Genomic DNA, 13,720 nt, shown 5'->3' with positions numbered 1-13,720 from the left:
GAACGGCACTTATGCTTGTCTATTAAGCGAGGAAATTGAAGGTGAACCAGTTGGAACATTTATTAGGTCAGGAGTGGGAAATCTCTCCTGCTGGAGGAGCTACAGGAGAAGCGTTCATTGCTGTTAAAGATGATCAAAAACTTTTCCTGAAACGTAATTCATCGCCATTTCTTGCTGTGTTATCAGCTGAGGGGATTGTTCCCAAGTTAATGTGGACAAGACGCCTTGAGAATGGAGATGTAATTACGGCTCAGCAGTGGCTTCCAGGCAGAGAATTGTCTCAACGGGAAATGAATGATAATCGTGTAGCGGAGATGCTGCAAAAGATTCATCAGTCAGCTCCGTTACTAAGCATGCTAAAGCGGCTTGGAAAATCTCCTTTAAGACCTGAGAGTATACTTACACAAATTACTACAGAACTAACTACAGAATTAGCGCAAATGTCAATTATTGAGGAAGGCATTCTTTTTCTGAGAAACCATCTTTTATTGATTGAATGTGATGAATGGGTTGTTTGTCATTGTGATGTCAATCATAACAATTGGTTAATTACAGAAAATGATGAATTATTCTTAATTGATTGGGATGAAGCTGTTATTGCTGATCCAGCGATTGATTTAGGTATGCTTTTGTATTCTTATGTGCCGCGTTCACAATGGGGGCAGTGGCTAGAGCGTTATGGAAAAACGTTAGATGCATGTTTGGAAATGAGAATGAAATGGCATACCACTTCACAAGCGCTATTGTCGATTAAATGGCATGATACGAAAAGTCGAATAGAAGAAAGAGATCAGCTGATTAAAAAACTCGCTAATATTTTAGCGAGTTAAACTAACTGAATTGATGAATGTCATCAACCCACTGAGTTAAACTGTCTTGATGTGAGGTAATATGTTCTTCTAAATTGTTTGTATTTATTCCATTTTGACTGTAGGTATAAATATCAGTCAATATGGTTTTGACATGACTATCGATGTGTTGATTGCCGAGCAAAGCTGCGGCAAGTCTCTTGACTTGTTCACATTCAGAAACGGACCCGCAGCAATCAGTTTTGTGGTTACTGAGAATATCTGTTAGTAATGAAAGTTGATGTTCGTGAGATAATGGCATATATTCACCTTCGTTTCTTAGGGTAGGAGCTTAGTTTAAATAAATTCAAAATGAATCATGTGTTTTATAGGGCCTTTCTCTCTTATAGTACGTGTTCTCGAACGTTTTATACGAGCAAAAAAGATAGAAGCTGCCCGCTTGTACGGATAATTGTTGAGTTATATTAGGTTATGAATGAAATTTATGAATTATAGGGGTGTCATCATGCGTGTAAGACATAAACCATGGGCTGAAGAGCGTTTAAAAGATTTTCCGCAATATGTGATTCAGCAGCCGGAAAGCCATAAAGGAAAATGGCAAGAAGTATTTGGAAATAACAATCCGATTTATATCGAAGTAGGAACAGGAAAAGGTCGTTTTATGACAGAAATGGCAAAAGCTCATCCTAATGTCAATTTCATTGGAATTGAGGTCTTTACAAGTGTCATTGTTACAGCATTAGATTTATTAATTGAAAATGAATTACCGAACTTAAAGTTGATGAATATAGATGCTGTAAATTTACGGGATTACTTTGACAAAGGAGAAGTCAATCGTGTTTACTTAAACTTTTCCGATCCATGGCCGAAAAAACGCCATGCCAAGCGCCGTTTAACATATAAAACCTTCCTTAGCATTTATGAGGATATTTTGCCAAATCAAGGTGAGATTCATTTCAAAACGGATAATCAAGGATTGTTTGAGTCTTCGTTAATGAGTATATCAGAATATGGTATGCTGCTTACATTTATTAGCCTAGATTTGCATAACAGTGATTTTGAAGGAAATATTATGACGGAATATGAAGAGAAATTCTCAAGCAAAGGCGATCGAATTTATCGATTAGAAGCAAGATTTCAATAATCCATTAAAAGGCATCTAGTAAGATGTCTTTTTTTGTGGAAAATTGTTATTTTTTTGAAATATTAATGTTAAACTGTTGATAAGGAGGGGTATAATGGAAACTTTACAAATTGGCGAAATTACTTTGACTTGGTTAAATGGCGGGGTTACGAATTTAGATGGCGGTGCGATGTTTGGCGTGGTACCTAAACCATTATGGATTAGAAAATATCCATCAAATGAAAACAATCAAATTGAACTGAGAACAGATCCAATTCTTGTGCAAGCAAATGGCTTAAAGATGCTGATTGATGCTGGAATTGGCAGTGAAAAATTCACGGATAAACAAAAGCGTAATTATGGTATAACAGAAGAATCTAAGGTCGTTGAAGATTTGGCCAAGCTGGGCATTGCCCCAAGTGAAATCGATTACATTTTAATGACACATTTACATTTTGATCATGTATGCGGCTTAACGAAGCTTGTGAATGATCAGCCAGTATCTGTATTTGAGAAGGCTCAAATTATTACCTCACAAATTGAATGGGATGAAATGAGAAACCCGAATATTCGCTCTAAAAGTACATATTGGCGTGAAAATTGGGAAGCGATTGCTACTCAAGTTCGCCCGTTTAATACAGAACAGGAGATTACAGAAGGGGTAAAAATGATTCATACGGGCGGCCATAGCGATGGGCATTCGATTATTGTCATTGAAAATGGAGGAGAACAGCTTATTCATATGGCTGATATTATGCCTACACATGCCCATTCTAATGTGCTTTGGGTTATGGCATATGACGATTATCCAATGACATCGATTGCAGCTAAAGAAAAATGGATGCAATATGGTTTAGCGAATAACGTATGGTATAGCTTCTATCATGATGCGTATTATCGTGCGCTAAAGTGGGATCAAACGGGAAAAGAGATTGTTGCTGAAGTAAAACGGATACGAGAGTAAATGAAGTGAAACTTCCATAAGTGTGAAGAAAGAACAAGCTGTGCATATAGTGCATGGCTTGTTTAGGTTTGTGCGTTAATCTCGAATTGCGCACGAAAAGTAGTGTAGTACATAAATATTGAAAAGACTGATTTAATATCAGTCTTTCAAACAAAATTAATCGGCAGCTCGTACATTCAATTCCAATAATGTTCCGGTTTTAGCATCCGCAATAAATTCGAATTGCTCACGTTTGTCATCGATGCTCCGTGTAATTCCACCGTTATATACTTCGTATTCCACTTCGTTTTTTACATATGTTTCAGGCTTCATTACAATCCATGAACCGTAAATTTGACCGCTTTTCTTCAATTTTTCTTTAACATCCGCTAGTACTTTTTCTGGAGAAGCATGTCCAGATGGACCAAGTAATTCTTTTGTGATGATTCCAGCAGCGAATCCAGCTGCAGCACCTAATAAAAAGCTTTTCCAATTCATTGTGTCTCCTCCAATGTCCTTTTTATTTCTTACTTTCTAGTATACAGAAGAATGGAAAGGTTGCCTAATAATTTGAAGTTTTCTCCAAGTGAGTCTGATGGTAACTTCCTAAAAATTTCTGTAGAATATAGAGTAGGAAAGAAAATCGTAAGTTAAGGGGAAATCAAAATGAATGATGAAACTTTATCTCTATTTAAAACGTTAACAGAATTGCCTGGTACTTCAGGGAATGAGCATGCTGTTCGTGCTTTTATGCGTAGTGAGCTTAAAAAATATGCAGATGAAATTGTTCAAGATCGTCTTGGAAGTATTTTCGGCTTGAAAAAAGGAAATGCAGATGGTCCAACTGTTCTTGTAGCAGGCCATATGGACGAAGTTGGCTTTATGGTTACGTCTATTACGGATAATGGTATGATTCGTTTTCAGACATTAGGCGGTTGGTGGAGCCAAGTGCTGATGGCGCAACGCGTTCAAATTATTACGGATAACGGACCGGTAATTGGAGTCATTGGTTCGGTTCCCCCACATTTGTTAGATGAGAAGCTTCGTGCTAAACCAATGGATATTAAAAATATGTTAATTGATATTGGTGCGGATGATAAAGAAGATGCTAAACAAATTGGCATTAAACCCGGACAACAAATTGTCCCAATCTGTCCATTTACTCCGCTTGCTAATAAGAAGAAAATTCTTGCTAAAGCGTGGGATAATCGCTATGGCTGCGGATTAGCTATTGAATTGTTAAAAGATTTACAAGGGGAAACATTACCGAACACTCTTTATTCAGGGGCTACGGTTCAAGAGGAAGTTGGCTTACGAGGAGCGCAAACAGCAGCCTCACTTATTAAGCCTGACATATTCTTTGCATTAGATGCTAGTCCAGCCAATGATGCTTCAGGAAATAAAAAGGAATTTGGTCAACTGGGCAAAGGTGCATTATTGCGCATTTTTGACCGAACGATGGTTACACATCGAGGAATGAGAGAATTTATTTTGGATACAGCGGAAACGCATAATATTCCATATCAATACTATGTATCTCAAGGTGGAACAGATGCTGGTAAAGTACATATTGCCAATGAAGGTATTCCAAGTTCGGTAATCGGCATCTGTGCGCGCTATATCCATACGCATGCTTCAATTATGCATGTAGATGACTATGCAGCCGCACGCGAATTAATTGGAAAATTAGTGCGTGCATGTGATAAAACAACATTTGAAACAATTAAGAATAACGGATAAGAAAAGATGGTGTGTCAACATGAGAGTAGCTGTAGGTAGTAAGAATCCAGCGAAAGTCGAAGCTGTGATGAAGGTGTTTTCGGAAGCAGAGGTGCTTTCTTTATCAGTAGAAAGCGGTGTGTCTGCTCAACCATTTTCAGATGAAGAAACCATTGAAGGTGCCGTCAATCGCGCGAAAAATTGTTTGCAGCATAGCGATGCAGAGATTGGCATTGGTCTTGAAGGGGGAGTCGTGCAAACGAAGCAGGGCTTATTCCTTTGTAATTGGGGAGCAATGACAACTAGAGACGGTGGAGTTTGGGTTGCAGGTGGAGCGCGTATCGTTTTACCTGATGTTGTAGCGAAACGGTTAGAACAGGGGGAAGAGCTTGGTCCTGTGATGGATGATTTTACTCAAAAAGCGAATATTCGTAAAAAAGAAGGGGCCATTGGTGTGTTTACAAATGAGCGGATGACGCGAGTGAAAATGTTCGAACATATCATGAGCATGCTGCTTGGACAATATGAATATCATCAGAGACTGTATATCAATGGTTGAAGCGTGCATAGTTTGATATAATCATACTTATGACATTATGAAAGTGGAGGATGACAACATGCAACAATTACAATCAGAAGAACAATATGAGACATTAAAAAATGAAGGGAAACATATTTTTCTTTTCTCAGCAGATTGGTGCGGAGACTGCCGCGTAATCGAGCCAATCCTACCTGAAATTGAAGCGAAGTTTCCTGAGTTTACGTTCATTCATGTAGATCGCGATCAATTCATTGATGTGTGCGCTGCAAACGATGTGTTTGGTATTCCAAGTTTTATCGCTTATGAAAATGGAAAAGAATTAGGACGCTTTGTAAGCAAGGACCGTAAAACACAACAAGAAATTGAGGATTTCATTCAAGGTTTATAATGTGAAACTTCCATCAATGGAGGGGCCCTTTCTTAACTAGGGGGTCCCTTCTCATTTTTTCTGCAAAGGAGGACTTAAACATGAAAATGACCAGCAAGAAATTAACGAACTTATTAAAGGAACGATTAGCAGATGAAAGTCGCACGTTTCAATTTAATAGTCAACAGGATACATTACGAATTGAGAATGTGAAAACGGGTAAAGGAATCACCATTGAATTACCGAGAGTCATTGCGAATTACGAGTTGGTACAAGAGAAGGCTGTTGAAGAAGTCGCTTATTATGTAGAGGAAGCGTTGCAAGTTATGGGGGAAGAACATCGAATGGCTGGACAGGAAAAATCGATATTTCCTGTTATTCGTTCGACATCTTTCCCGACCGAAGCAGAAGAAGGAAATTCTTTTCTATTCGATGAGCACACAGCGGAGACACGCGTGTTCTATGCACTTGATTTAGGCAATACGTATCGTCTAATCGATGAACGCATGTTAGAGCGTGAACAGTGGCAAGCCGAGCGAATTCGTGAAGTCGCCCGTTTTAACGTACGTTCACTTTCAACCGAGGTTAAAACTGATACGGTTGCGGGTAATACGTTTTATTTCTTAAATACAAATGATGGGTACGACGCAAGCCGCATTGTGAATGACGCTTGGCTTCGTGAGATGAAGGAAAACATTCAAGGAACGATGGCACTGGCTATTCCTCATCAAGATGTCATTATTATTGCGGATGTGCAAAATGAAACAGGTTACGATGTTTTGGCCCAAATGGCGATGAGCTTCTTTGCAAGCGGACATGTACCAATTACGGCTCTTTCATTTTTATATGAAGAAGGCGAATTAGAGCCAATCTTCATCTTAGGAAAAAATAAAAAACGTGAATAATACTGAAGAAACAAGACTGCTTATTGACGAAAGCAGTCTTGTTTCTTTATTCAATGAAAGTTTCACTTTATGCAGCTTTGTTTAAAAGAGGTTCAAAGTGTTTGGCTAACGTATACTTTTGAATGCCTCTTGTTCTCTTGATGGACTGTTCCGCATAGATTCTAGCTTGTTTTAAATTTCCTTCTTTGTGAAGAATGTCTGCTTCTACAGCATTTTGCATCCATGTCTTTTTTACGCTTTGAATGAGCAGGCGGCTTTTTTCTAGGTCATTTTCCTCTAAAGCAATTTGTATCTCATAATATAGTTTGAGCTCGGGTGGTTTTACATCGTTTAAAGCCGTTTTAGCCGTTTTTATATCTTTTCTGTACAGTGCATATAGCACTTTGAATTGTGCTAATTTTGTGGGATGGGTATATTTTAGGATAATCTTGTTGTATGCTTCTTTTGCTTCCGTATCTAGGTGGTTCGCCAATGCATAGGTCAATTGATAGATAGGCTGTTTTTTATTACGAATGATAAATTTTTCAATTCGATCGATATTATTAGCAAAAAGGGATGGATAGAGCTTGATTATTCCAATTAAAAATACGAACGGAATAAAGACGATGACGAAGTAATGAAGCTGAATTTGAAAAAAGCCGAATGATAAGCCTGCTACAATAGCAATAGTGAAAATTACGTAATTTTCCCTTATGGTAAAAACCTCCTTAGTTGTATAAAAATACTTATTTATATCGTATTATAGATTAGGACTACTATAATAGAAATAGTTTCATGGAGATTCTTATGAAAAAATATATACAATTTCCTAATCTACACAATTTTACTCGATATTTTATAAATTACTGGTAGAATTAACTTCATAATAAGCTAGAAAGAGTGATAAATTTTGAAATGGTTCAAAAAAATGAAAAATTGGTTTTTAGTAGAAGAGACTGTTGAGATAGAAGAAATTGTCATAGATGAAGAGCCAGATTTTGATGAAGTGAAGAACCGAGAGGCGGTTAAGCTTCCAAGAGAACATATACAAGAGAAACAAACTTTACAGCGTAAAAGTACATCGATGAATGACCCGGATACGAAAGTTTTGTATCAATATCCAAAAGGACAATTTAAATTTCCGCTGATTCCTGATGAAGAGCCATTACCGAAAAGAAAGATACGTAATAATCGCGTGAAGGATGAGACGCGAATGTCAGAGAAAGTCCCTGTTCAAGAAAAACCTAGCCAAAAGTTTTCTGATAAAGCAACAAGGCCAGTTCATCATGAATCAGAATCAAAAGTAGTTACACCGAAGAAACCATTTCGCCCGACAGAAATCCCCTCTCCAATTTATGGGTTCCATCGACCGCAGAAGCAAGCAAGGCAGAAAGAGGAAGTTGTAGAATTCGAATTGGAAACGACACCTGATTCTGCTTATCAATTAGAGAGGGAGTCGGAAATTCCAGTATTGTATCGAAAGAGCAACACAGCAGAATCGATAAAACCGCCAGTGATAGAAAAAGAGACGCGGGAGATTGTACAACCCGCTGTTGTCGTAGAGGAGAGAGTAGAGTCAGCATCTTCTAATCAACTAAAGAAGGAGTCGGAAATTCCCGTTGTTTATCGAAAGCGTAATGTAGAAGAATCGATAGAACCACCAGTGATGGAAAAAGAGGCGCTTGAGGTGATACAACCCGCTGTTGTTACAGAGGAGAGAGCGGAGCCCACATCTTCTAATCACCTAGAGAAGGAGTCGGAAATTCCCGCTGTTTATCGAAAGAGCAATGCAGAAGAATCGATAGAACCGCGAGTGATGGAAGAAGAGGAGAGGGAGGAAGTACAACCCGTTGTTGTTGCAGAGGAGAGAGTAGAGCCCGCATCTTCTAATCACCTAGAGAGGGAGTCGGAAATTCCCGCTGTTTATCGAAAGAGTAACGTACAAGAATCGATAGAACCGCCGGTGATGGAGGAAGAGGCGCCCGTGCCTGTACAACCCGCTGTTGTTGCAGAGGAGAAAGTTGAGCCGGCAGCTGCAGATACGAGAGTAGGGGAAACAAAGAAGGAACAACCGCGAAAAAAACATATTCCATTTAATGTTGTTATGCTAAAGCAAGATCAAAAGCGCATGAACTTTCCAAGTTATCAGGGAACAGGTAAAAAGGTTGTGCCAGTTACAAGAAGTGTTGCCCCGAAAACAGCTTCCCCAACGCCAGATATTGAAGAAAAGCCAAAGATGGAAGCAACAGAGGCGGCGAGTGCAGAAGAAGAGGCACCGATTATCCAACTAGTGCCGGACACCGTTGTTGAAGCAGCACCTATTGTGGAAAACATTGTTGAAACAGAACATGTTGAACAAGCAGATACTTCTATCGGAACAGATTCACCTGAAGAAATGGAAGAAAATCCGTACTATATGTTTCCTGATATCGAATTGCTCACACCTTCAACAATGACGGAGAATGATGACGAATGGTTAGAAGAGCAAATGATTTTATTAAACGAAACATTGAAAAACTTCAATGTTCGTGCCAAAGTTGTCAATGTGACGCAAGGTCCAGCGGTTACGCAGTTTGAGGTGTATCCAGAGCCTGGTGTGAAGGTGAGTAAAGTAACGAACTTAATGGATGATATTAAATTAAGTTTGGCTGCGCAAGATATGCGAATGGAGGCACCTATTCCAGGTAAGCATACAATCGGGATTGAAATTCCAAATCGAAAAAGTAAGCCGGTTTTTTTACGCGAAGTATTAGAAAGTGATGTGTTCCAAAATCACCCGTCTCCATTGGCCGTTGTGATGGGGCTTGATATTGCTGGTCAACCGATTGTAACCGATTTGCGTAAAATGCCGCACGGTTTAATTGCAGGGCAAACGGGATCAGGAAAAAGTGTATGCATCAATACGATGCTCGTTAGTCTTTTATATAAAGCGACACCTCAGGAGTTAAAATTAATGTTAATTGACCCTAAGATGGTTGAGCTTGCTCCTTATAATCGAATTCCTCATTTAGTTAGTCCTGTTATTACGGATGTTAAAGCGGCAACAGCGGCTTTAAAATGGGCGGTTGAGGAGATGGAGCGCCGCTATGAATTATTTGTACATGCAGGTGTTCGAGATATTACGAAGTTTAATGAACAAGCTGAACTTGCCCGCCAATATTCGAACAAGCTGCCATATATCGTCATTATTATCGATGAATTAGCTGACCTCATGATGATGTCTCCGGCAGATGTGGAGGAAGCAATTTGTCGAATTGCTCAAAAAGCGCGTGCTTGCGGCATTCATTTAATTGTCGCTACACAGCGCCCATCAGTGGATGTCATTACTGGATTAATTAAGGCCAATATTCCAACTAGGGTTGCCTTTTCTGTATCTTCACAAGTAGACTCGCGCACGATTATTGATAGTGGCGGTGCAGAAAAGCTGCTTGGTCGCGGCGATATGTTATTTGCTGAAAATGGATCATCGAAAACAGTGCGCTTGCAAGGTACATTCGTCAGTGATGATGAAATTGATCAAGTTGTGAACCATGTTAAAAATGAACAACAACCGAACTATTTATTTGAGCAGGAAGATTTATTAAGTCGGGCTCAAGTGACAGAAGACACAGATGAATTATTTTTAGAAGCATGCGAGTTTGTTGTAAGCCAACATGCTGCTTCAGCCTCAAGCATTCAACGACGTTTTCGTGTAGGATATAACAGAGCTGCAAGGTTGGTAGAGATGATGGAGCAGCAAGGAATTATTTCTGAATCAAGAGGAAGTAAGCCTCGCGAAGTATTGATTTCTGAGGAAGAATTAGAGTTTTTGCTTGATGAGAATTCAACGAATCATTGAACCTATAGGGCTTTAATTGTATATAATAAGAAATCGAATAAGGGATAATTATCAAGAAAAGCCAAAGTCATGTTGAAATACCATCTGGCTGACATGGTTGAATGAAGAAAAAAGTGATATAATATTGATTTGTTGATTAATAAATATTGAAGAAATGATAAATTGTGCAGAAAACAAATAAACGAATGACGTCATATACTGTCATACAGATAGACGATTGGTGGAGGTTCTTCATATGACTGTTTACCATTTTGTGGGAATTAAGGGATCGGGGATGAGTGCGTTAGCACAAGTACTTCACGACTTAAAATTGGAAGTACAAGGTTCCGACTATGAAAAACAATTTTTTACACAAATAGCTTTAGAAAAAGCAGGAATTACAATTCTTCCGTTTAGTGAAGAAAATATTAAGCCAGGCATGACAGTTATTGCTGGGAATGCATTTCCGGATACTCATCCGGAAATTACGCGGGCTACAGAATTAGGATTACCGATTGTTCGTTACCATCGTTTCCTTGGTGACTTTTTGAAAAACTTTACAAGTGTAGCGGTTACTGGCGCGCATGGGAAAACATCGACAACAGGGTTACTTGCTCATGTAATGGGTGGAGTGAAGCCCACTTCCTATTTAATTGGTGATGGGACAGGGAAAGGCGTCGAGCAATCGGAGTATTTCGTATTTGAGGCGTGTGAATATCGTCGTCACTTTCTTTCGTATTATCCAGACTATGCCATTATGACGAATATTGATTTTGATCATCCTGATTATTATGCAAACATTGAAGATGTTTTTGATGCATTCCAAACAATGGCTTTACAAGTGAACAAAGGAATTATTGCATGCGGAGATGATGAACAATTACAAAGTATCCAAGCGAAAGTACCTGTCATTCTATATGGTTTTGCTGAAGAAAATGACTTTCAAGCGAAAAATATTTCTGTTACAGAAGAAGGTACAACGTTTGATGTGTATGTCCGTAATACCTTTTATGAAACATTTACGATTCCGACATTCGGAAAACATAGTGTACTAAATGCTTTAGGTGTGATTGCCCTTTGTAAATACGAGCGTTTAGATACAGAGATAGTAAAAGCTCGCTTGAAAACATTTGGTGGGGTAAAGCGTCGATTTACGGAAAAAGAAATTGGTAGTCAAATTTTAATTGATGATTATGCACATCATCCAACAGAGATTACGGCGACTATTGATTCGGCAAGTCAAAAATATCCAAACCGTGAAATTGTGGCTGTTTTCCAACCACATACGTTTACAAGAACACAAACGTTTATTACTCAATTTGCAGATAGTTTAAATTTAGCTGATAAAGTGTACTTATGTGATATATTTGGATCCGCTCGTGAAAACCAAGGAAAACTTTCTATTGAAGATCTTCAAGAGAAAATTCCAGGTGCTAAGTTGCTTGAAGAAGATGAAACGTCTGTTTTACAACAACATGAAAATAGCGTAATTCTTTTTATGGGTGCTGGAGATATTCAAAAGTTCCAGGTGGCCTATGAGCAGTTATTACAAGTGAAGTAATAGAAAATGCCTCTAAATTTATACTTTAGAGGCATTTTTTAATAGGTCCAGCTAAACAATATTGCTAATCAAACGTGAGATTACGGTGTTATATGAAATGAGCTAAAAATCTGCTATATCATAAGGAATATGTATAATATCGCGGATTATTGTCTAGTTAAGTCGAGTATCTTTTTCTTTATAATATTTTTTAACGTATTTTGGGAAATATAAAAGGAATTTTAGATTAGTTGTAGAATGTAAAAAAAAGGAAATGTAGATTTGCATTATTTAAAATGTCATATAAACGGTTAGAAAAGTTTCCTGTGATTGATATAATAGAGTATATTGAATAGATAGAGTTAAAATAATGATGGATAGAGTAATATGTCTCGATAGGCGTATTGGATATTTTGGAGGTGTCTTATGGAGATTATTTTGTATGTAAGTGCGGCAATTATTGCGATTGCTTTTCTCGTGCTTGTTATATATGTAGCGAAGACATTAACATCGCTGCAAATCACGTTAAACAGCGTTGCACATACATTAACTGGATTAGAGAGTCAACTAAAGGGAATTACGACGGAAACAACAGAATTATTACATAAAACCAATGCTTTAGCAGAGGATTTAAAGCAGAAATCAGAAAACTTAAACACAGCTGTTGTTGCTGTGAAAGAAGTTGGCACGTCAATCCAAAGCTTCAATACTTCTATTCAGAAGGTTTCGAATAAAGTGATAACCGAGATCGACAACAATCAAGAAAAAATTTCACAAATCGTGCAGTGGGGGAATATTGCCTTAGAGATGCGCGATAAGTGGAAGGCAAGAAAGCAACAACCAGAATCGTCGAATGAACAAGAAGGAAAAGAAGCATCCAAAAAAAGAAGGTTTTTACGAGCAAGATCATAATTTTTTAAAATTGAAAGGAGAATGGCTATGACTCAGAAAGAAGTTCAAAAAACGTATGAGGAAGATCGCAACTCCATCAATTCAAAAGATTTTATTATCGGTGCTTTAATAGGTGGTATGCTTGGTGCAGCAACAGCTCTATTTGTTGCTCCTAAGGCAGGCAGAGACTTAAGAAACGATATTACTGAGCAAGCTAGGGTAATATCAGAAAAAACCGGAAAACTCCGTCAAGATCTTACAGAAACCGCTAAAGAAAAGAAAAACAATGTAACTGAACTTGTCACAAGCAAATCATCAGCCATAGTTGGCAAAGTGAGAAGCTTAAGGGCAGAAAAGGCGGTAGAAGAGCTTGAAGTTGAAGCAGGGGAAAGCGAACCCGCAGCAACGAGTGAGGCGGATATTGCAAGTACACTTGAAGAAGAGGTACAAATAAAACTTGATGAGGCACAGCACGCCTTTGATGAAACGGAAAAAGAACTTCAATCTTAAAAGTTGAATCATTTGTCAGATAGCGCGGTGAAGTGGTACGATAACTTCACCGCTTTATTATGAAAGATGAAGAAATGAAAGGGGTTCATTCACCAATGACATTAACGAAAATTGAAACAGAAGAGCAATTTAATGAGTTACTTCAAAATGACACGGTATTATTTTTTAAACATAGTTTAACGTGTCCAGTAAGTGCAGAGGCATTTGAAGAATATCAAACCTTTATTGCTGAGCACTCACAATTAGCGACAGCCTACTTAGCTGTACAGGAAGCACGCCCGCTTTCTAACTATATTGCTGAAACATTCGATATCAAGCACCAATCTCCACAAGCGATTTTCTTTAAGCAAGGAAAACCAACGTGGAATGATTCTCATTGGAGAATTAAAAATGAGTCTTTGACAGAAAATTTACCGAAGTAAGTCGTAAAAAAGGTTGATTCAAGTTTTCTTGAATCAACCTTTTTGCGTTTAGCTTCATAAAACAAGGGAAGGCAAGTGTTTAGTTGTCAATTTTAATATTTATTGACTAATGCCCGCCTGAATTATTTTCACATCTTTTCTAGGTGATTTGAAT

The 13,720-nt window shown here is 38.2% G+C and carries 15 protein-coding genes; 12 read left to right on the top strand and 3 right to left on the bottom strand.

The window, feature by feature from the left end; genetic code table 11:
- The first annotated feature begins 50 nt into the window (after positions 1 to 50).
- Entirely contained in the window at positions 51 to 830 is a 780-nt protein-coding gene (locus ACE199_RS07015; RefSeq protein WP_375349134.1) for a phosphotransferase, read from the top strand.
- A 1-nt stretch (position 831) separates the two neighbouring features.
- Here the strand turns inward: ACE199_RS07015 and ACE199_RS07010 are convergent, their stop codons facing one another.
- On the bottom strand, positions 832 to 1,110 hold the full coding sequence (locus ACE199_RS07010) for a YtzH-like family protein (RefSeq protein ID WP_127761681.1): 279 nt from the start codon (positions 1,108 to 1,110) through the stop codon (positions 832 to 834).
- Between the two features lie 204 nt (positions 1,111 to 1,314).
- Here ACE199_RS07010 and trmB point away from each other — a divergent pair, with 204 nt between their 5' ends.
- Positions 1,315 to 1,953, top strand: coding sequence for a tRNA (guanosine(46)-N7)-methyltransferase TrmB (gene trmB, locus ACE199_RS07005; RefSeq protein WP_127761680.1), 639 nt, complete (start codon positions 1,315 to 1,317; stop codon positions 1,951 to 1,953).
- Positions 1,954 to 2,047: 94 nt separating this feature from the next.
- Positions 2,048 to 2,896, top strand: a complete 849-nt coding sequence (locus tag ACE199_RS07000) for a YtnP family quorum-quenching lactonase (protein WP_375349133.1) — start codon at positions 2,048 to 2,050, stop codon at positions 2,894 to 2,896.
- 156 nt (positions 2,897 to 3,052) lie between these two features.
- On the opposite strand, the gene ACE199_RS06995 is transcribed toward ACE199_RS07000, so the two are convergent.
- Complete coding sequence (locus ACE199_RS06995; RefSeq protein ID WP_375349132.1) at positions 3,053 to 3,373, bottom strand: hypothetical protein; 321 nt, start codon at positions 3,371 to 3,373, stop codon at positions 3,053 to 3,055.
- A gap of 168 nt (positions 3,374 to 3,541) precedes the next feature.
- Here ACE199_RS06995 and ACE199_RS06990 point away from each other — a divergent pair, with 168 nt between their 5' ends.
- The 4 genes from ACE199_RS06990 to ACE199_RS06975 all read left to right on the top strand — a co-directional run bounded on the left by ACE199_RS06990 (position 3,542) and on the right by ACE199_RS06975 (position 6,407).
- Positions 3,542 to 4,615, top strand: coding sequence for a M42 family metallopeptidase (locus ACE199_RS06990; protein ID WP_375349131.1), 1,074 nt, complete (start codon positions 3,542 to 3,544; stop codon positions 4,613 to 4,615).
- 19 nt (positions 4,616 to 4,634) lie between these two features.
- Positions 4,635 to 5,153, top strand: a complete 519-nt coding sequence (locus tag ACE199_RS06985; RefSeq protein WP_375349129.1) for a DUF84 family protein — start codon at positions 4,635 to 4,637, stop codon at positions 5,151 to 5,153.
- Between the two features lie 58 nt (positions 5,154 to 5,211).
- Positions 5,212 to 5,523, top strand: coding sequence for a thioredoxin family protein (locus ACE199_RS06980; protein WP_119116892.1), 312 nt, complete (start codon positions 5,212 to 5,214; stop codon positions 5,521 to 5,523).
- A gap of 86 nt (positions 5,524 to 5,609) precedes the next feature.
- Positions 5,610 to 6,407, top strand: a complete 798-nt coding sequence (locus ACE199_RS06975; RefSeq protein ID WP_375349180.1) for a DUF1444 domain-containing protein — start codon at positions 5,610 to 5,612, stop codon at positions 6,405 to 6,407.
- A gap of 67 nt (positions 6,408 to 6,474) precedes the next feature.
- On the opposite strand, the gene ACE199_RS06970 is transcribed toward ACE199_RS06975, so the two are convergent.
- A complete protein-coding gene (locus tag ACE199_RS06970) occupies positions 6,475 to 6,891 on the bottom strand; it encodes a hypothetical protein (RefSeq protein WP_375349128.1) in 417 nt (138 codons plus the stop codon).
- Positions 6,892 to 7,296: 405 nt separating this feature from the next.
- On the opposite strand from ACE199_RS06970, the gene ACE199_RS06965 reads away from it, so the two are divergent.
- The 5 genes from ACE199_RS06965 (at position 7,297) to ytxJ (ending at position 13,566) form a co-directional block, all read left to right on the top strand.
- Positions 7,297 to 10,224: a DNA translocase FtsK gene (locus tag ACE199_RS06965; RefSeq protein WP_483878198.1), complete on the top strand. Its 2,928-nt coding sequence runs from the start codon at positions 7,297 to 7,299 to the stop codon at positions 10,222 to 10,224.
- Positions 10,225 to 10,459: 235 nt separating this feature from the next.
- On the top strand, positions 10,460 to 11,764 hold the full coding sequence (gene murC, locus ACE199_RS06960; RefSeq protein ID WP_375349127.1) for a UDP-N-acetylmuramate--L-alanine ligase: 1,305 nt from the start codon (positions 10,460 to 10,462) through the stop codon (positions 11,762 to 11,764).
- Positions 11,765 to 12,169: 405 nt separating this feature from the next.
- On the top strand, positions 12,170 to 12,655 hold the full coding sequence (locus tag ACE199_RS06955) for a DUF948 domain-containing protein (protein ID WP_127761673.1): 486 nt from the start codon (positions 12,170 to 12,172) through the stop codon (positions 12,653 to 12,655).
- A gap of 27 nt (positions 12,656 to 12,682) precedes the next feature.
- Positions 12,683 to 13,144 carry a YtxH domain-containing protein gene (locus tag ACE199_RS06950; protein WP_164853292.1) on the top strand — a complete coding sequence of 154 codons (462 nt, stop codon included), beginning with the start codon at positions 12,683 to 12,685 and terminating at the stop codon, positions 13,142 to 13,144.
- Between the two features lie 95 nt (positions 13,145 to 13,239).
- The gene (gene ytxJ / locus ACE199_RS06945; RefSeq protein ID WP_127761671.1) at positions 13,240 to 13,566 is read left to right on the top strand and encodes a bacillithiol system redox-active protein YtxJ; all 327 of its coding nucleotides are present in this window, start codon (positions 13,240 to 13,242) and stop codon (positions 13,564 to 13,566) included.
- Positions 13,567 to 13,720: the final 154 nt, after the last annotated feature.

This window comes from Peribacillus sp. Hz7, assembly GCF_042136355.1.
Lineage (GTDB): Bacteria > Bacillota > Bacilli > Bacillales > DSM-1321 > Peribacillus > Peribacillus asahii_A.
The sequence above is the reverse complement of the archived record's forward strand: the minus strand, read 5'-3'. Positions and strand labels throughout refer to the sequence as shown.